This is a genomic window from Synechococcus sp. BSA11S (assembly GCF_014224355.1).
Taxonomy (GTDB): Bacteria; Cyanobacteriota; Cyanobacteriia; order PCC-6307; family Cyanobiaceae; genus Regnicoccus_A.
In genome coordinates this window covers 1-17447 of the sequence record NZ_VNWP01000027.1, presented here as the reverse complement: position 1 = coordinate 17447, position 17447 = coordinate 1, and the positions used below count along the sequence as shown (strand labels likewise).

Sequence of the window (17447 nt, the reverse complement as noted above, 5' to 3'; positions counted from 1 at the left end):
TGTTACTCGCGAGCGGATGAGGGGCTCTGGCCATGGTCGTGATGGCCACCAGGGCTGAATCGCTCGGCACCAGCGAGAAGCGAATGCCAATCAAAGAGGCGCGCCAGTTCGGCTGAGCAACCGCATTGGTCTGGTCAGCTGCGAGGCTCTGCTCTATCCACGACAAACTCCTAGCGCAGACCAGCGAAGGAGAAACGAGGTGGAAGGAGGCTTTGGATCAGGGAAGCGGAATTATTCTCTTGACTTGATCATGGCTCGGCTGGCAAAAGGTGCAGAGACCTCGATCGCCATGGCATCTGTTGTGATGTGTGCAGAGAAGATCCGGAGGCTCCTCCGCCTCTTTTTTGTCACTATCTTTGACTGGTTCAGCGCCTGACAAAGGCCAGGATCGCTCTTCATGGCGATCAGGAGCATGTGGCTGCTTGAGCCAGTTGAATCGTTGGTCACTGCATAACCGAGCTTGTGAGCTGTCTACCACTTGGTCCTTCGCTTCAATCGAGCCGGCTCACTGGGCGCTTTTCAAGAGTCCCTAAGTATTATTGAGATCTCCAGATAGCATCTTCTTGTCAGACGCACCCCTCACCATCGCCATCCTTCCTCTGAATGCAGCAAGTGCGTGGGGAGGCTCAGAAGCTCTATGGAGTGGGTTGGCAAAATTTTGGCATCAGAACGGAAATCGAGTTCATATTGGAATCCGTCGGTGGGAGCCCATGCCACGGCCAATTCTGGATTTGGAAGGTCTAGGGATTGAGCTGAAGCGCTATGGCGTCCCTGCTCCAGCGATCAATAGGGTTGCATCTGGCTTGCGAAGGCGTTTAGGCGTGAGCAGCAAATCCATTCACCCCCTCCAGGCCTGGCTTAAACGTCTCCAACCCGATCTGCTGGTCTTTTCATCGGACTGCCTCGGCGGGCTCGCAGGCATTCAATTGGCTGGACTGATGAAGATTCCTTATGCCTATATCATGCAGGCTAATTCTGAGAGCTGGTGGCCAGATGATGCACGCCGCTCTGCAATGAACGAAGCGATCGACGCAGCTGATGGTGTTGTTTTCTTTGTGGGAGAACGCAACCGCGACCTGTTTGAGTTCCAACTCGGGCGCCGCCTTCCCAGAAGCGTCATCTGCCGTAACCCCCATGGCGCAAACGGCCTGGAACCGCTTCCCTGGCCCGATCCGGTGGGTACAGCACCTTCAACGCTCCGGCTCGCCTTCGTTGGCCGCCTGGAGCCCATCGCCAAAGGCCAAGACCTCCTGTTTCAGGCCTTAGCTCAACCCCAGTGGCGTGATCGATCCTGGCATCTCAGCCTGTTTGGCTCCGGTCACGGCGAGGCTGGTGTAAAAGCTATGGCTACTCTCCTCGGCATCAACGATCGGCTGAGTTTTGTGCCGGCCTACAACTCACTGAAGGAAGTATGGAGTGAGCACCACGCCCTTGTCCTACCCAGCCGCTATGAGGGCCTCCCGCTTTCCTTAGTCGAAGCCATGACGCTTGGCCGCCCGGCCGTTGTCACCAATGTTGCCGATTCTGCCGTGCTGCTTCGCGATGGCCTTGATGGTTTTGTTGCCGAAGCGCCCACGGTTGAGCATGTTTCCGAAGCCCTGGAGCGGCTCTGGCAGCATCAAGCTCAACTTGCTGAGCTTGGCCAATCAGCGGCTGAACGCGTGAAGGCTTTCCTGCCTGCCAATCCAATCGCCAAAGCTTCGGAACAGATCCTTTCCCTTGTAGGGCGTTGATTCAGATTCTCAACGTCAACGCCTCCGACATCGGCGGCGGCGCCGCCCGCGCCGCCTACCGCATCCATCGCTCCCTGGTCGTCCACGGTCAGGCCCACGGGCTGCACTCGCAAATGCGGGTGATCAGTGGCCTTTCCGGAGACCCCACTGTGTTCAGTGGACCGCCGGCAGGCCAGAACGCTGTCTGGCGGCGGCTGCAGCCACGCCTCAGCCTGCAATCCCGGCGCGGCTTCCACACCGGCAATCCCACGCTGCATTCCACCGCCTGGCCGGGCACCGGCCTGGGGAGGGAGCTTCAGCAACGCCACGGTGATGGCCTAACCGATCTTGTTCACCTCCATTGGCTTGGTGATGGCACGCTCTCGATTGAGGAGATCGGCCACCTGAAGCTGCCGCTGGTGTGGACCCTGCACGACCAATGGGCCTTTTGTGGCGCCGAGCATTACACCACTCCTCCCGGACCTGGTGAGACCGCCAGCTGCGATGAGCGCTTTGCCCTGGGCTACACACCAGCCAGTCGCCCCAGCCATGAATCGGGGCCCGACGTCAATCGCCGCACCTGGGAGCGCAAAAGCCGTGCCTGGCGCCGACCTATTCAGATCATCTGCCCCAGCCAGTGGCTGGCCGACTGCGCCCGACGCAGTGCCTTGATGGGCAGCTGGCCAGTCTCGGTAATCCCATATCCGATCGACCTGGCCACCTGGGCACCACTGGATCAACGCCAGGCCCGTGGCCTGCTTCAGCTACCACCTGATCAGCCCCTGGTTTTGTTTGGCGCCATGGGCGGCACCGCCGATCCCCGCAAGGGCGCCGATCTGCTGCTCGAGGCGCTCCAGATCCTGCAGTCACAGGTGGCGGATACGCCTCTGGCGAAGCTGGAGCTGGTGGTGTTCGGCCAGAGCCGGCCGGCGCAGCCGCCTGATCTCGGCTTCCCCATCCACTACGCCGGTCGCCTGCACGACGACATCAGCCTGCGCCTCCTTTACGCCGCCGCCGATGTGATGGTTGTTCCTTCCCGCCAGGAAGCTTTCGGCCAGACCGCCTCAGAAGCCCACGCCTGCGGCACCCCCGTGGTGGCCTTCCGCACCGGCGGCCTTGTCGACATCGTCGACGACCGCATCACCGGTGCCCTGGCCGAACCCTTTGATCCGGCTTCCCTCGCTGCCTCGATCCGTTGGGTGCTCGAGGATTCCCAGCGCCGCCGCCAGCTCGGCTTTGCTGCTCGTGAGCGGGCTGAGCGGCTGTGGAACCCACAGCGGATTGCGGGCCAGTACGCCGAGGTGTATCAGCAGGCGCTGGACGGCCCTTGACCAGAGTTCTTGCCACAGGTGGTGCCGGTTCAATCTCGTCTTCAGTCATGACCCTTGCGACCAGCCACAGCGACGATGGCTCGTCCGGACGCTGGATCCGAGTTTCCGGGGCTTAGCCTGGAGCTGGGCGAGATCTGGGTGGGGCGAACCCCGTCAGCCGCCGCGACGGTCGCCCAGGGCAAACGGCGAGAAGAAGGCGGTGATGCCGAATTCCTCGGCGAATTCCAGCACCCGGCACCAGGCCCTGTTCTCGATCACCAGGCCCCGCAGGATCACCGGCGACTGGCCGCCCAGCAGGGCCATCTCGAACATCGGCTGGCCGCTGGTGTCCTGCAGCCCGTCGTCGCGGTAGGTGGGGGCCACATCACTGCTGCCGATCAGAATGCGCCGCTGGCGTGGATCCCATTCGTAGGGAATCTCGTAAAGCCCGAGCAGATCAGCCGCCAGCGCCCACGATGTTCCGTTGCGATCGATCTCCACCGCCAGCTGATCGCCACGGGCCTGCATCGTGGCGGAGCGGCTGAAGGCGATGGCGGGGCTGCTGGCGTCCGGTCCTGCTCCCTTGGAGCGTGCAACCAGCTGCTCGCGGATGCTGCGGCGCAACTCCTCACCGCCGTCGTTGGATCCACCCCGGCGCAGCTGCAGGAAATCCCAGCGCTCCCCCGTACCGCCCCAGATCACCGGACCGTAGTTGTCGTGCATCACCCGGCCGTCGCGATTCGAGGCCGCTTCGGCATGGGTCATCACCCGCTGAATCGTGATGTCACCCGCCTGCCAGCCCCAGTCGTGGGTGAGGCTGGCCACCTCGCGGCACATCGAGTTGAGCTGCGCCTCAGTGGGCGGCATCGACCAGGGATCCGGCCTGCCGCCCATGCAGGCGCAGCAGATCGCCACCGAATTGCTGTTGCGCCTGTAGGTGTGGCTGTAGAGATCGATGGTGTAGGCATGCAGCCGATGCACCCGCCCATCGCCCGCCACGATCGTGTGATAGGCCCCAGGCCGAAGCCAGTCGTAGGGCGTTGCGCTCCAGTGCAGATAGATTGTGGGGGCCATCGTTTGGCGGTGGGGGGGGGATGCCTCGGGTAGAAGGTAGCGGGGCTTGGACTATCTGGGTTGTTGCCATTCAACTAATTGTTTTCAAAACGTTTTAGTATTTGATTGCTATGTGTCCGTCTTAGGTGCTTCATCTGGATTGAAATTCATGTATCTCTAGGCAAGTGAGAATATATGCTGACAGCTCTAGAGCCTCTGGAAAACCAAGCTAAATCGCGGGACAAGGGCTGTGTGAACTCTGGCCATGTCTTGAGGTGATGGACGCCAGGCCGCTCGGCCACCGCTTCGCCTACGGCGGCTACGAGCAGGCCACGACCAAGAAGTGCACAAAACGGGAGAAATTCCTGGCTGAGATGAATCAGAAGCTGCCTTGGCAGGAGCTCATCGATCTGCTCGAGCTTCACTACCCCATGAGAAGGTCAATACCACGATTCTGGTCTTGCGGCACCTGCTGGAGAAGCACAACTTGGGAGAGCAGATCTGTGAGGCGTAAAATCCCATCTCAATAATCGTGGCATTGCGATGATGTAGGGAATAATCGTTAATGCCACCTTAATCGCCGCACCGAGTTCCAACCCTTCCTGTAGCAGATTGCTTCGGGGATATCCGGTAAGCGTAATTCACTATGGCCTCGATACCACCATTTTTGGACCTTTGGATATGGTCGCTATCAGGACAGCCCTAGTGGTCCCAGAAGATACCGGAATTGTTGCCTTTGCCGCCGCATCGGTAACGGACCCGCGGAAGGGAATGAAGCAGCTTGTGGAAGTGCTTGGAATACTGAAGCAGGAGCATTTTCTTCTGACCTGGGGGAGAAATGTTCCGGTGGTTGGTGAGGAGCTGGCGCATCTTCACCTCGGAAACCTCGAAAGCGATCACTTGGCGGCACTGGCTTACAACGCTGCAGACATGTTTGTGATGCCGCCCCTTGAGGAAGCTTTCGGGCAAACCGCATTGGAGGCCGTCGCGTGCGGAGTACCTGTTGTGGCCTTCAATGTCGGTGGCATTCCCGACACCGTGAAGCCGGGGCTGAATGGGTATCTGGTTCCCCGGGGAGATAGCCATGCGCTGGCTGCTGGGATTGACAAGGCCTTGAACGATCGCGTCATGGCGGCTCGGTGGCGCAGACGAGCGACAGATTGGACCGAAGAGAATTTCTCGTACACCGAGAACGCTAGATCCTATATCAAGCTGTACCACCAGCTGCTCGATCAGCTCATCCAATGAGCTACAAGTTGTTGGTCATCTCCAGTGTTCTCCCCACCGACGCGGGCGGTGGGGAACTGGTTCTGCGCCGCCACTTACTCGGCCTGGATCCCGCTCATTGGAAGGTCGATCTCATTTTCGCCGGGCAATCAGGCTCACTCCCGACGGAGTGGCCATGCCACCGGGTAAGCCGGTTTCCTCTCCCTGAGCGATTACGGAGAACCCGGCTGGCACCACGGCTCAACGACCAGGTGTTCAGCGGTCGCTTGGTTTCCCGGGCGTCGCTTTCCCGCTTGGTAGCCGAACTAGAGCCCGACGTGATTCTCACCGTCGCCCATGGCGAACTCGCCCCGCTCGTCGCCTGGGTGTCCCAGGCACGGGCGATCCCGCTGGTCACTCTGTTTCACGATTGGTGGCCAGACATGGTGCCCTGCACGGCCTCAGGTTGCGAGAGGGTCGCGGAACAGTTTGCGGAGTTGAGCCTTGCAAGTGCCGCCGCCCTTTGCGTTTGCCCAGGGATGGCGGAGGAACTTGGCACGGACTGCCGGACTGAGGTGGTGTATCCGATTCCCGGGTCCCGCGGGCAACCTGGCAGCAGGCCCGCGCTGGGGAGGAGCGACCGCGAAACGCTACGGTTAGCCTACTCCGGGTCTCTTGGGGGTGTCTACGGGAAGATGGTGGGGGATTTGACTGCGCAGCTCTGCGACGATTCTCAACTGGATTTCCGTTTTTCGGGCCCCTCGAATGATGATCCCCACTGGGCGGCCACACCGGGTTACCAGGGGAGGTTACCGAGCGATCATTTGCGTGAATTTCTTAGGCAACAGGATCTTTTGCTGGTCACCATGTCGTTCGAGCCGCAGGATCAGCGGCGGACACGGACCAGTTTCCCTTCGAAGCTTGTGGAGTATTGCCAGACTGGGCTGCCGATCCTGATCTGGGGACCGGAGTCATGCAGCGCGGTGCGTTGGTCACGACAAGCTGATGCCGCAGAAGTGGTTACCAATGCCGATCCTCAAGCGGTTGTTGAAGCTTTGAAACGGTTGCGTGGCAATCCCGGATGGCTCGCCGAGTTGGCCCGGCGCTCTGCCGCCTCCGCGGAAAGAGAGTTTCACCCGGCTCAGATTCAGAAGCAGTTTGCAGCCTCTCTGGCAGCAGCCGCTTCAAGCCAAAGCCGCATGCCTGATGCCCCGCATTTCCATCATCACGCCGCTTCACAACAAGGGTCCCTTCGTCGCTGAGACCCTCGCCTCGGTGCAGGCGCAGACCTTCGCCGACTGGGAGATGATTGTGGTCGAGAACCATTCCTCAGACAACGGGCCAGCCCAGGTCGAGCACGCGGCATCACAAGACGATCGCATCCTGTTGCTTCGCGCATCGGATTCCGTGAGAGGCCCCTGCGCGGCACGCAACCTCGGGCTTTGCGAGGCTCGAGGTGAGTGGGTTCTTTTTTTGGATGCAGATGATCTATTGGATCCCGCATACCTTGAGAGGATGCTTGGCAAACAGACAGCGGCTCCAGAGGCGGTTGTGGTGGCGGCTCCATGGGTGGAATTTAGTGATGGCTCAAAACCTCGACAGGGAGTAGTCAAGCTTCCAGCTGCGCGTACTACCAATGGGAAGAGAATCGAAGATAGCGCAATAGCGCATACTTGCTGGGCGGTCCACGCGGCGATGGTTCGCCGATCTTGGCTGAGCAAGCGGGAGTGGCCGGAAGAGCTCGACGGCTATCTTGCCGAAGACACTGCCTTCTGGTTTCGAGTTGTTTTTGGGGCTAAGATTGTTTATTCGGATTTCCCAGGAGCATTTTACAGAACACAGACAGAGAACTGTCGCACTAATTACTCAGCCAAGGCTTGGTATGAGGGGAACCATCGGGCCGTTCTTCTGAATCTTGAGTTCATGAAGAGCAAGGGCAGAAGTCTATCCATGGCACAGATGGAGACACTAGTCCGACATTACGAGATCCTTTATGACAAAGCCATTCGAGAAGGGGAGCGCCAAGTTGCAGACTCGGCATTGGTTTGTGCTCGGAGATGGCTTGAGAAGTTCTCCTCCATGGATGGCCCCCGTTCCGTCACAATGAGTCTTCGTCAATTCCTCGGAATACCAAGATTCCGCTATCTCAAGATCTTTTCGGTTGTCATCTTAAAGAATAGACCAGCATGATTGAATCAATCAAGAACAACTTGTTTAAAGCGCTTCACCTCGGTAAAGGCTATCCTCTTAGCGTTTGTGGCCGCAGCTTCCGATTCGACGAATCACTCCGGCGGTTCAGAGCAGACAGCGAAGCAGTCATCCAAAAGGTAATTGAGAACCGGCTTCCTGAGGCTGGCTTCTTTATAGACATCGGGGCAAATTTTGGGCTACACACCCTTCTCGGATGTGATCTAGTCGGACCTAGAGGACAGGTGCTCGCTGTGGAGCCAGTTCCAGAGAATCTGAGATTGCTGCGTCGCAATCTTGAACTCAATGGATTCACTGAACGTTGCGTGATCGCTGAGATGGCTCTCGCCGATGGCAGCTGCGAACGTGTGGGGATGACTATTGAGCCTGGAATCTCTCTTGCAGCCAGCATCGCAGAGAACTTTGAAGGTGACAAAATTGAAGTACCCGCAGGAACTCTAGATCAGCTAATCATTGGCAAAAACGTCGTGCCTGACCTTGTAAAGATTGATGTTGAAGGTGCCGAGCATGAGGTTTTAAAGGGGGCGGTCGAGTTACTTAAGCATGGACCTCCCCTACTAATAGAAGTTCATCGTTTTGCTCTCGGACATTTTGGTTCTTCAGCTGGCCTTCTGGAGAGGTTTCTCGAATCATTCGGCTATCGCGAAGAAAGGCTAGACGAGGTGAAAGGAAAACTCGGAGACTATCATCATTCGCTGTTTATATCAGGATAGACCAAGGCCTATTTCCCTGTTAACTATTGCAAGATGGCCAGTTCAGGTTGTACGGGCAATACTGAAATGCGGCTACGAAGCTGCAGCGTGTTTACTTTTTTGAAGTGCCGCTATCAGGAGGAGCAGTGAAGTCTTGTGGAAATCGCATATTTATGAGAGCTAGGAGCAATGACTTGACTTCGCAAGAAGTGATATATTCGAGGGCGCCAATCGGTAGATGCAAAGGCAGTCTCCGAAGTTGATAATTGCTCTCATTGCATTGCCATCCCGCTTCACATGCTTGTGGTGTTTGTTTGGCCCGAATCCTGAGTACCAAATCCTTTATCTAAGAGACCTGGCAAGTTCAGCTCCGCGCATCCAACTGTAATGAACAAGTCCGAGTATGCGCGTATTGCAGAACTAGCGTAAAAGGCATTCTAGTTGTTGCTTAGTGTGATCTATTTTCGGCTCAGTCTAGCTATTTTCTTTTCGTTGACTGTCGAAATGCAAAGGACCGCCATACGAAATCTTGTCTATGTGCCCTTAGCATGTGATCCAAGGGTCCAATAACTTTTCTTTGGCGAACTTTTGCCCATGGCGCCATATGAATGGATTTGACTCGGTATTAATTGAACTATGACAACAAACAAGCCCAGTATTTCCCTGGTATCTACAGTTTTCAATGACGTAGATGGCATTCGGTCATTTTTCAGTTTCATGGCCCATCAGACCCAGATGCCTGACGAGATAGTCATCGTTGATGCCGGATCTGTAGATGGAACATGGGAGCTTCTGCGCCACGAGGCGTGCTTTAACCCTCAGCCTTGGCGGCTGCTTGCAATACAGGCATATAAGGCGAATGTGGCTCAAGGCCGCAATCTGGCTATTGATACAGCGAATTCAGACATTATCGTTTCAACTGATATTGGATGTACATGGGATTCGCACTGGTTGGAAGAACTAGTAGAACCTCTTAAGAAGACCCCTACGCTTGATTTAGTCAACGGCAGCTGGGCAGTGAGGAAGGAAGACTTGGAAGGGCCTTGGGCATTCACAGAGTGGGCCTTGAGGGGAGATCATTGCCTGGAAGCTACTGCCGAGACCCACAGCTCTTCACGCTCAATTGCTTACCGCAAGAGCTGCTGGGAAGCACTAGGAAGATACCCGGAAGATCTCACGCTTGCTGCAGATGATGCTGTTTTTTCATGTCTGACCCAAATGGCAAAGGTTCCGCGTATTGGCGCACCTTCGGTTCGCTGTTGGTGGCATCGCCACACGACTCTGAAAGCATTTCTCAAAGAGTCGTTTCGCTACGGCCTAGGAGACGGCGAGGCAGCGATCCGTAGAAAGGACTTTGCTTTGACAGGCGGAAGGATCGCGTTGGAAGTGCTTGGTCTATTGATCGGACTCACATTCGTATATCCAATCACCCCTCTATCTCCTTGGTTAGGCATTTTGTGTCTCGCAGTTGCGGGAATGTCTGTTGGATTGAAGATGCTAAAAGTCCGTGCGGCGACTAGTCGGCTACGCGCGGAGTGTGTGAGCTATCCGTTGCTACGTCTGCTCTTGTTCACCTATGGTACCAAGATTAATTGGCTATGGGGGTACTTCAAAGGCCTTCAACGCGGAGCTGTGCACTGTCGTGATTGCCGGCGTCGGCTAAAGGCCATGTCACCTCAGCGGTATCACAAGCAGCTTGATTGTCAATTGCATGATTTCTGAATCATGTTTTATGCAGTGATCACCACGATCCAGGAGCCTACCTTGAGTGTATTTTCTCTCGTTAATCGCCTAGCCTCATGTGGCGGGAGACTAGTAGTTGCAGGTGATTCTAAGGGCCCTCTTTGCTATGACGCTCCGTATGGCAAGCGATGGCCGGTCGAGTTCCTCGCATTGGCCGATCAGGTCAACTCGCATTTTCGCCTTGCCGAAAACCTGCCGACAAAGCACTACGCCCGAAAGAATATTGCTTACCTGCATGCCATGCAGGCCGGAGCGGAGTGCATCTACGAAACCGATGATGACAATGCACCGAATGACGTCTGGTTTTTAAGGCAGGAGACAATCGCCCCTGGCCGCGTTGTGGCGGCTTCACGCCAGTCGCGATGGGTGAATGTCTATCGTTATTTTTCCAACGAAACTATCTGGCCGCGAGGTTTGCCTCTGGACGAGATCCGCCAGCGGGTTGTTCCCATAGTAAATGCTCCCCAGACTATTCGGGCTCCGGTTCAGCAGGGCCTCGTGAATGGATCAGCGGATGTCGATGCCATTTGGAGGTTGGTGATGGACCGGGACTTTATCTTTCAAAATGGGTCATCTGTCTATCTAGAGCCAGGTAACTGGTGCCCCTTTAACACCCAGAGCACCTGGTGGTGGCCGCTGGCGTATCCGCTGCTTTATATCCCGAGCTATTGTTCGTTTCGCATGTGCGATATCTGGAAAAGCTTTATTGCCCAGCGATGCTTATGGGCAATGGGGCTTGGGGTTACTTTCCACGCGCCTGAAGTTGTACAGAATCGGAATCTGCACGATTTGATGCTTGATTTCCGTGATGAAATACCAGGCTACGAACAAAACCGCCGGATTGCGGACGTGCTTTACGGGCTGGAACTTTGCAGCAGCGAGGATGCCGTCGGCAGAAATCTCCGTGCCTGCTACGCAGCATTGGTAGACGCCGGAATCTTTCCGCAACTAGAAATGGCTTTAGTTGATGCATGGCTACATGATGTACTATAAAGCTGCAGCTTCAAGCTGCATGTGCTTGAATCTAATGTTATGCGTTTATAAAGCGTGAACGCATCTGGGCCGTCGCCACTTGAATGTCATTGAGTATCCACTCGGGATTTCTATGGCCCAGTGGGTTCAATGCCTTATCAACGATTGCCTTCATAGACTACTATGATTGCCGTTTGCTTTCAGTTCTATCCTCGGCTTTTAGGTATTCTGGAGATGGGCACCACAATCTCCCGGGATTCTAGATGTTCATGAGCGGCACCTGGACCAAAAAGGTGGTGAAGCTCCCCTGTGCCGGTGCGGCCATCGCAAAGGAAACACAAGTGTCGGAGGCCCAGACTCTGGGCGTTGCTCTCGATCAGCAGCCGGCGCTGCGGGAGCTCGCCCCCAAGGCATCAGCGCTTGTGGCTGAGCTCTTCTCATCAGAGCGTTTCCGGCAGCTGCTGCTGCAGAGCTGAGCCGTGCTGCTGGTGTTTTGCACCGCCGACCACGGCGGCCTGGCCGACTATGCCCACGCCCAGGCCGAAGCCCTCGCTGCCCGTGGGCATAACGTGCTGCTGCTCGCACCGTCGGGCTTCCCCTTCCAGTCGGCCTCCTACCAGCGCCGCACCCTGCCGAGCGTGCCCTGCAGAGTCCGCCGCCTGCGCTGGCTGCTGCGGCTGGCTACCGCGGCCACCATCCTCAGCCAGCAGGCCGCCCTCAACCGCACTATCGCCGCAACCGGTGCCCGCCGGGTGCTGTTCACCACCTACAGCGAATACCTGGCGCTGCTCTGGGCCTGGCGCCTGCGCCGCTGGGCCCGCCGGGGTGTGCGTTTCGCCGCCGTGGTGCACGATCCGGTGCGCGATTTCGTGGTAGGCCCCCGCTGGTGGCATCGCCTCTCGATCGCCCAGGGCTACAGCTTTCTGGCGGTGGCGCTGGTGCATGCGCCGATCCAGCTCGATACGGCCTCACGCCGGCCGGCTCCGCGCACCGTGCTGATCCCCCATGGTCCCTACCGCTATCCGTCTCCACAGGCCTCTGCCCAGCACGTGCGGCAGGGCCTGGCCGTTCCGTCGGATGCCAGCCTGTTGCTGAGCTTCGGCCACATTCGCGATTCCAAGAATCTCGATCTCGTGCTGTGCGCCATGGCGGGCGTGCCACCGATCTGGCTGCTGGTGGCCGGCCCGGAGGCCACTGCCGGCCAGCAACCTTCGGATCACTACCGGCAACTGGCCCAGCGCCTGGGGGTGGCCGGGCGCTGCCGCTGGCAGATCGGCTACCAGACGCCGGAGCAGGTGGCTGAGCTATTCACCGCGGCCGACGGCGTGGTGCTCTCCTATTCCGAACGTTTCCGCTCCGCCAGTGGTGTGATGCATCTGGCCTCCCACTACCGCAAACCCGTGCTCGCCTCCGCCGGCGCAAGTGCCCTGGTGGACGACGCGGTCCGCTTCCGTCTCGGCGTGGTGGTGCCGCCGGACGACCCCGTAGCGCTCGAGGGTGGCCTGCGCCGTTTTCTCAGCGACCCCCTGCAGCCTGATTGGCAGGCCTACGAGCGGGCCAACAGCTGGGATCGCAACGCCAAGATCGTGGCCCAGGTGCTGGGACTGGAGCCTGAGCCGGAGCCGATCAGCCCATGAGCCGTACCCGTCTGCTGGCGGGCGCCTGGTGTAGCTGGCTGTACAACGATTGGCTCAGCCACCTGCCCTCCCGCCTGGTTCGAACGAGGGCCCTGCGCTGGTGGCTGGGGTGCCTCGGGGCCGGCAGTGGCGTGCAGATGCATTGCCGCTTTCTGCACGGCCCCGGCGTGCACCTCGGCGAGCGCTGCGTGATCAACCACGGCTGCCTGCTCGACGGCCGCCGTTATCCCATCCGGGTTGGCTCGGATGTGAGCATCGGCCCGGAAGCCGCGATCCTCACCCTCGGCCACGATCCCCGCTCGCCGGAGTTCGCCGATCGCGGCGGGCCGGTGACCATCGGCGATCATGTGTGGATCGGTTTCCGGGCGATCGTGCTGCCGGGCGTGACCATCGGCGATGGCGCAGTGGTGGCTGCCGTAGCCGTCGTAAGCCGGGATGTACCCCCCTTCACGATCGTGGCCGGGAACCCCGCTCGCCCGATCGGGGAACGCCCGCAACCAATGGGATACCGGCTCAACTACCGGCCATTTCTGTTGTAGAGCGTTATGCCAACGACAAGCCCATGACGGGCCGCCAACGCAAGCTGGTTTTGCACTTTGTCCGGTATGGGCCTTACCACCTGGCCCGGCTGGCCAGTGCACGTTCGGTGCTTGCCCCTCTCGGATGGGATGTGATCGGGCTGGAAACCGCCAGCCTGGATTCCACCTATGGCTGGGATCCGCTGTCTCCCCTGGGCGATCTCCCCCGTGTCACGGTGTTTCCTGGGCGGGTCGTTGACGACCTTTCAGCAGCCGATCTACGCCGTGGCACCCAGGCCGCCCTCGATTCTCTTCAGCCCGATGCGGTTGCCATTGCCGGCTGGGCTCAGCCTGATGCTCTTGCTTGTCAGGCGTGGTGCCGCCGGCATGGAGCCCGGGCCATCCTCATGAGCGAAACCCGTGAGGCAGATGGCCGTCGGCTTTGGTGGCGAGAGCGCCTCAAGGCACGGCGCATCCGATCCTTCGCAGCGGCACTGGTGGGTGGACAAAGCCATCAGGCCTACCTCCGCAAACTTGGCTTTGGTGGTCCGATCAGCCTTGGTTACGATGTCATCGATAATCAGTTCTTTCAGGCACAGGCCCAGCGTTATCGGCGGGAAGCCTCAGCACAGGGCCTGACGCTTCGCCCCTATCTCCTGGCCTCGAACCGCTTTGTGGGACGAAAAAATCTGGGGTCACTCCTTGACGCTTTTGCCCAGGTTGCTGCGTCCATCGATTCCTCGCAGCCTTTTGATCTCTGCTTGCTTGGAGATGGCCAGCAGCGGGCCATGCTTGAGCAACGTTGCAGGCATCGAGGCCTTCCTTGTCTCAAAGCTGCACCGTGGGATCCTCAGGCAATCAGCGAGCCCTCCGATTCGTGCCGTGTCTTGTTTCCCGGCTTTCGGCAGATTGATGAGCTTTCACGCTTCTATGCCCATGCCGTTGCTTTCGTGCATCCAGCCCTCTCGGAGCCCTGGGGGCTGGTGATCAATGAGGCCATGGCTGCCGCGCTGCCCATCCTCTGCAGCAGCAATGTGGGCGCGGCTGAGGAGCTGCTGGAAGAAGGAGTGAACGGCTTCCTGTTCAACCCTGCAGACACCCACTCCATCGCAGCCTGCCTGCGCCGCTTTCTTGCCCTCAGCGACCAGGAGCAGCTGGCCATGGGTCAGGCTAGTTCCCGCTTGCTGGCAGAGCGGTGTCCCACCTCTGCCTTTGGTGAGGGGCTCCATCTCCTTCTCAGTGATCTGAGACCCCTCCCCCAGCGTTTCCCACGACCAGCTTCCTGGAGAGCCTTTGCCCACCCGTGATTGTTGCTTCGTTCATGCGCAGTGGCACCCATCTCGCAATCGACACACTCAGGACAAACTTTGATTGTTTTTCTACCTGGAAACTTCCACTTGAAAACAACAGCTACCTGTATGCAGATCTTGATGTGTACATGAAGCCTGTGCAGCGGTGCCAGATCGCTGGTTTGCGGTCTCGGCTCACGCGACCAGCCCGGCCGATCTCCAAGTGCCATTGGGCACTAAGCCATTGGAATCGTGTGTCTGCCTGCCATCCGCAGCTATCCAGGTGGATTGGCTCTTGCGGGAAAATCCTCATGGTGGTGAGAGACCCTCGGAAAATCATTCTCTCCAATCTCGCCTGGAACGCCTCCAACGACAAGGATTTCTCCCTCGATGCGGTTCCGGGTCTGGCCGTGTCTCTGGTGGCCCAGCTTGATCGGCATTGGCCGGACATCCTCTCTTCGACCGTTGCACCTGTAGACGTCCTCGACACATCTCTGCTGTTGAAACAGACGGGTTCCTCTATCTCCGATGTTGCCACTTTTCTTGATGCTCAGCAGTCCGCTTCTCCCGCCTTGCCAGATCCTCTTCGTGGCCTGTGGGCTTCACGGCTGCAGCGTCTTGTCGGGGTCAGGCCAGACAGTTCTGCAATCTTGACCCGCCGTCGCCCAAGCGAGTTCTCCTGGATTCTGCGGTTGCCGGAGGTGGAGGATGCCATCAATGAGCTACTTCAGAAAACCGGGCAATTTCCATTCCTCGCTGCTCATCAGTGAAAATCAACCTGCCCTTGCTGGGTGGAAAAGCGGCGGTCATGTCATGAACCAAGAGCCATGAGCGACGAGTCAGGCGGCTGGCTCTGTGCCCAGATTGGTGCCCGCGAGCACTACGCCGTGGCCCGGGCCCTGCACCGCCAGGGCCAGCTGCACCAGCTGCTCACCGACTGCTGGGTGCCGCCCCACTCCCCCCTGGCCCGGCTCCCCCAGGCCCGCCGCCTCGCCGGCCGCTACCACCCTGACCTGGCCACCGCCCGTGTGCGTGCTCCCAGCCTGCGCAGCCTGGCCTTTGAGCTCGCTGGCCGCCTGCCAGGCGCCTCCCGCGGCTGGCCCCGCACCATCGCGCGCAATTCCTGGTTTCAGCGCTGGGCCTGCCAGCGGCTGAAGCGCATGGCGGATCCACCCCAGGCCCTGTTTGCCTACAGCTATGCGGCGCTCTCGCTGCTGCAGCTCGCCCGCCAGCGTGGTTTGCGCACCGTGCTGGGCCAGATTGATGTTGGCGAGCTGGATGAACAGCTGGTGGCCGAAGAACATCGCCGCTACCCGCAGTTTGCCAGCGGATGGCGGCCAGCTCCCCCGGCCTACTGGCAAGCCTGGCACCAGGAGTTGGAGTTGGCTGACCGTATTGTCGTGAATTCCTCCTGGAGCCTGCGCTGCCTGCGCCAACAGGGTGTATCCCAGAGCAAACTTCGCTTAATTCCGCTGGTTTATGAGCCTTCTGGATTGTCAACTCAACCGCCTCTGGCCATCAGTTCCCGTTCGGATTCGCCGTTTCAGCTGCTTTTTCTCGGAACCATCGGCCTACGTAAGGGGATCGGCCGCCTGCTTGTTGCCATGCGCATGCTGGAAGGTAAGCCGGTGTGCCTCACTCTGGCTGGTCCCACTGAGCTGGATCCCACTGCATGGCGTGATCGCCGCAACATCCGGTGGCTTGGGGCGGTGCCGCGGTCTGAGGTGGGGTCCCTTTACAAGGGTGCTGATGCCATGATCCTCCCCACCATCACTGATGGTTTCGCCCTCACCCAGCTGGAAGCACTCGCCCATGGCTGCCCTGTGATTGCTTCGCTTCACTGCGGTGCGGTCGTCGCACCCGGGATCAACGGCTGGTTGCTGGATGATCTGGAACCTGACACGATTGCTACAACTATCCTTGCTGCCGCCGAGACTGCAGCCGATCTGAGACGGCCTCTGGCCATGCCAGCTTTCGGAATTCAGAATCTGGGGGCTGCCATTAGCGAACTTCCTGCCAACTCAACGCAGCCTGTTGCTACCCCTAGAATTGACTGATAATTCTGATCAGAGCAATTTCTTTGCCTTTGCTAAGGTACATCATTAGGCTATGGCGTAGTCTCTGTTGATCAACTTGTCGTTGCTTGCTGTGGTTCTTAGTATTTATCTCGTTGCATGACGAGTAGCTGTTGATGATGCCTGCCCTCCAGGGGAGCGTCTGTCTGTTGTTTTACTTTTCTAGACACCGTTGTATGCCATCTTGGCTCAACGTCTGCGATCAAAGATCCGCTCCTTGCTACCTGGCCCTGTTGTTTCGTTGATTCAGGGTCAGACAGGCGCTCCACATATGTTGCATTCGTTGCAACTTCTGAAGCGGAAGGGTTTAGACCACAAACTGCAATTGATATCGGTGCTTTTAAGGGGCAATGGAGCAGGGATATGCGTCAAGTCTTTCCTGATGTGAATATTCTCATGGTGGAGCCTTTGCCTGACATGCAACCTTGTTTGGAGTTGCTGGCGAAGCAGATTGGTGCAGAGACGGCATGCCAGCTCTTGTCTGAAAAGGCTGGAGAGCAGGTTGTTTTCTATGTGGGCAGTTGTGGTAGTTCAATGCACCGTCCAAAGCGATTTTCAGATTCCGTTACGTTGACTCTGGCAACGTCTTGCCTTGATGACTTGGTCGCGGGGAGCTCCTTTTCGACCCCAGACATTGTCAAACTTGACGTTCAGGGCGCTGAGGACTGTGTAATGCGGGGTGGAGAGCGCACTCTTCACGGTGCCGAAGTGTTGATCATCGAGCTGTCGCTTGTAATTAGGGCCTCCTGAGAAAGGCCAAACCGCTTGTACCCCAGTGGATCTGATCAGTTTTAGACGGTAGAATGTACGCAAATCGGCTCATTACTGCCGAAAAGCTGCCCAGAGTTTTCCACATGTATCGACGCGAGCCTCGTCATCAGCTCTCGTTTGAAGATTTCTTCCTCCCATTTGGCGGTAAACTCTCCGGTGATAACCGCTGGATCAAGCTCGCAGAACTCATCCCCTGGGAAGACCTGGAAGATGACTACGCGTCGCAGTTCTGCAAGGGCTTTGGAGCGCCCGCCAAGCCAT

At 58.2% G+C, this 17447-nt stretch carries 18 protein-coding genes and 3 pseudogenes; 19 read left to right on the top strand and 2 right to left on the bottom strand.

Features of this window, described 5'->3' with window-relative positions; all coding sequences use genetic code 11:
- The first annotated feature begins 58 nt into the window (after positions 1–58).
- From FPZ61_RS15990 to FPZ61_RS14585, 3 genes are all read left to right on the top strand, one after another.
- A complete protein-coding gene (locus FPZ61_RS15990; RefSeq protein WP_370593482.1) occupies positions 59–376 on the top strand; it encodes a transposase in 318 nt (105 codons plus the stop codon).
- A gap of 445 nt (positions 377–821) precedes the next feature.
- The gene (locus FPZ61_RS14590) at positions 822–1733 is read left to right on the top strand and encodes a glycosyltransferase family 4 protein (protein ID WP_185467327.1); all 912 of its coding nucleotides are present in this window, start codon (positions 822–824) and stop codon (positions 1731–1733) included.
- A complete protein-coding gene (locus tag FPZ61_RS14585; RefSeq protein ID WP_221630206.1) occupies positions 1730–3043 on the top strand; it encodes a glycosyltransferase in 1314 nt (437 codons plus the stop codon). Before FPZ61_RS14590 ends, FPZ61_RS14585 begins: the two co-directional genes overlap by 4 nt.
- Positions 3044–3196: 153 nt before the next feature.
- Here the strand turns inward: FPZ61_RS14585 and FPZ61_RS14580 are convergent, their stop codons facing one another.
- Complete coding sequence (locus FPZ61_RS14580; RefSeq protein WP_185467326.1) at positions 3197–4096, bottom strand: N-acetylmuramoyl-L-alanine amidase; 900 nt, start codon at positions 4094–4096, stop codon at positions 3197–3199.
- Positions 4097–4353: 257 nt separating this feature from the next.
- Here FPZ61_RS14580 and FPZ61_RS15705 point away from each other — a divergent pair.
- The 13 genes and pseudogenes from FPZ61_RS15705 to FPZ61_RS14525 form a co-directional block, all read left to right on the top strand.
- A pseudogene (locus tag FPZ61_RS15705) lies at positions 4354–4506 on the top strand (IS5/IS1182 family transposase); the annotation flags it as partial.
- Positions 4507–4756: 250 nt separating this feature from the next.
- Entirely contained in the window at positions 4757–5323 is a 567-nt protein-coding gene (locus FPZ61_RS14575; RefSeq protein WP_255441672.1) for a glycosyltransferase, read from the top strand.
- A pseudogene (locus tag FPZ61_RS15985) lies at positions 5320–5844 on the top strand (glycosyltransferase); the annotation flags it as partial. The gene FPZ61_RS14575 and the pseudogene FPZ61_RS15985, both read left to right, overlap by 4 nt.
- Before the next feature lie 144 nt (positions 5845–5988).
- Positions 5989–6543 carry a hypothetical protein gene (locus tag FPZ61_RS15700; RefSeq protein ID WP_255441671.1) on the top strand — a complete coding sequence of 185 codons (555 nt, stop codon included), beginning with the start codon at positions 5989–5991 and terminating at the stop codon, positions 6541–6543.
- Positions 6488–7471 (top strand): glycosyltransferase family 2 protein, encoded by a 984-nt coding sequence (locus FPZ61_RS14565; RefSeq protein WP_185467323.1) that lies wholly within the window; start codon positions 6488–6490, stop codon positions 7469–7471. The genes FPZ61_RS15700 and FPZ61_RS14565 overlap by 56 nt, the downstream gene beginning before the upstream one ends.
- On the top strand, positions 7468–8202 hold the full coding sequence (locus FPZ61_RS14560; protein WP_185467322.1) for an FkbM family methyltransferase: 735 nt from the start codon (positions 7468–7470) through the stop codon (positions 8200–8202). The genes FPZ61_RS14565 and FPZ61_RS14560 overlap by 4 nt, the downstream gene beginning before the upstream one ends.
- Positions 8203–8817: 615 nt before the next feature.
- The gene (locus tag FPZ61_RS14555) at positions 8818–9903 is read left to right on the top strand and encodes a glycosyltransferase (RefSeq protein ID WP_185467321.1); all 1086 of its coding nucleotides are present in this window, start codon (positions 8818–8820) and stop codon (positions 9901–9903) included.
- A gap of 3 nt (positions 9904–9906) precedes the next feature.
- A complete protein-coding gene (locus FPZ61_RS14550; protein ID WP_185474886.1) occupies positions 9907–10917 on the top strand; it encodes an STELLO glycosyltransferase family protein in 1011 nt (336 codons plus the stop codon).
- Between the two features lie 248 nt (positions 10918–11165).
- Complete coding sequence (locus FPZ61_RS14545; RefSeq protein ID WP_185467319.1) at positions 11166–11372, top strand: hypothetical protein; 207 nt, start codon at positions 11166–11168, stop codon at positions 11370–11372.
- A gap of 3 nt (positions 11373–11375) precedes the next feature.
- Entirely contained in the window at positions 11376–12533 is a 1158-nt protein-coding gene (locus FPZ61_RS14540; RefSeq protein WP_185467318.1) for a glycosyltransferase, read from the top strand.
- The gene (locus tag FPZ61_RS14535) at positions 12530–13072 is read left to right on the top strand and encodes a DapH/DapD/GlmU-related protein (RefSeq protein WP_185467317.1); all 543 of its coding nucleotides are present in this window, start codon (positions 12530–12532) and stop codon (positions 13070–13072) included. The genes FPZ61_RS14540 and FPZ61_RS14535 overlap by 4 nt, the downstream gene beginning before the upstream one ends.
- 23 nt (positions 13073–13095) lie before the next feature.
- On the top strand, positions 13096–14358 hold the full coding sequence (locus tag FPZ61_RS14530; protein WP_370593481.1) for a glycosyltransferase: 1263 nt from the start codon (positions 13096–13098) through the stop codon (positions 14356–14358).
- Complete coding sequence (locus FPZ61_RS14525) at positions 14355–15110, top strand: hypothetical protein (RefSeq protein ID WP_185467315.1); 756 nt, start codon at positions 14355–14357, stop codon at positions 15108–15110. Before FPZ61_RS14530 ends, FPZ61_RS14525 begins: the two co-directional genes overlap by 4 nt.
- 69 nt (positions 15111–15179) lie before the next feature.
- On the opposite strand, the gene FPZ61_RS14520 is transcribed toward FPZ61_RS14525, so the two are convergent.
- Positions 15180–15347 carry a hypothetical protein gene (locus FPZ61_RS14520; RefSeq protein ID WP_185474885.1) on the bottom strand — a complete coding sequence of 56 codons (168 nt, stop codon included), beginning with the start codon at positions 15345–15347 and terminating at the stop codon, positions 15180–15182.
- Between the two features lie 153 nt (positions 15348–15500).
- Here FPZ61_RS14520 and FPZ61_RS14515 point away from each other — a divergent pair, with 153 nt between their 5' ends.
- The 3 genes and pseudogenes from FPZ61_RS14515 to FPZ61_RS14505 form a co-directional block, all read left to right on the top strand.
- Entirely contained in the window at positions 15501–16397 is an 897-nt protein-coding gene (locus tag FPZ61_RS14515) for a glycosyltransferase family 4 protein (RefSeq protein ID WP_185474884.1), read from the top strand.
- A 141-nt stretch (positions 16398–16538) separates the two neighbouring features.
- A complete protein-coding gene (locus tag FPZ61_RS15695; RefSeq protein ID WP_255441674.1) occupies positions 16539–17165 on the top strand; it encodes an FkbM family methyltransferase in 627 nt (208 codons plus the stop codon).
- Between the two features lie 104 nt (positions 17166–17269).
- Positions 17270–17447 (top strand): annotated as a pseudogene (locus FPZ61_RS14505) (IS5/IS1182 family transposase); the annotation flags it as partial.

Excerpts from the sequence above, each read along its gene's own strand:
- FPZ61_RS14580 (WP_185467326.1), bottom strand. The coding sequence starts at position 4,096 with ATGGCCCCCACAATCTATCTGCACTGGAGCGCAACGCCCTACGACTGG.
- FPZ61_RS14575 (WP_255441672.1), top strand. The coding sequence starts at position 4,757 with ATGGTCGCTATCAGGACAGCCCTAGTGGTCCCAGAAGATACCGGAATT.
- FPZ61_RS14565 (WP_185467323.1), top strand. The coding sequence starts at position 6,488 with ATGCCCCGCATTTCCATCATCACGCCGCTTCACAACAAGGGTCCCTTC.
- FPZ61_RS14560 (WP_185467322.1), top strand. The coding sequence starts at position 7,468 with ATGATTGAATCAATCAAGAACAACTTGTTTAAAGCGCTTCACCTCGGT.
- FPZ61_RS14555 (WP_185467321.1), top strand. The coding sequence starts at position 8,818 with ATGACAACAAACAAGCCCAGTATTTCCCTGGTATCTACAGTTTTCAAT.
- FPZ61_RS14550 (WP_185474886.1), top strand. The coding sequence starts at position 9,907 with ATGTTTTATGCAGTGATCACCACGATCCAGGAGCCTACCTTGAGTGTA.
- FPZ61_RS14545 (WP_185467319.1), top strand. The coding sequence starts at position 11,166 with ATGAGCGGCACCTGGACCAAAAAGGTGGTGAAGCTCCCCTGTGCCGGT.
- FPZ61_RS14535 (WP_185467317.1), top strand. The coding sequence starts at position 12,530 with ATGAGCCGTACCCGTCTGCTGGCGGGCGCCTGGTGTAGCTGGCTGTAC.
- FPZ61_RS14530 (WP_370593481.1), top strand. The coding sequence starts at position 13,096 with ATGACGGGCCGCCAACGCAAGCTGGTTTTGCACTTTGTCCGGTATGGG.
- FPZ61_RS14515 (WP_185474884.1), top strand. The coding sequence starts at position 15,501 with ATGGCGGATCCACCCCAGGCCCTGTTTGCCTACAGCTATGCGGCGCTC.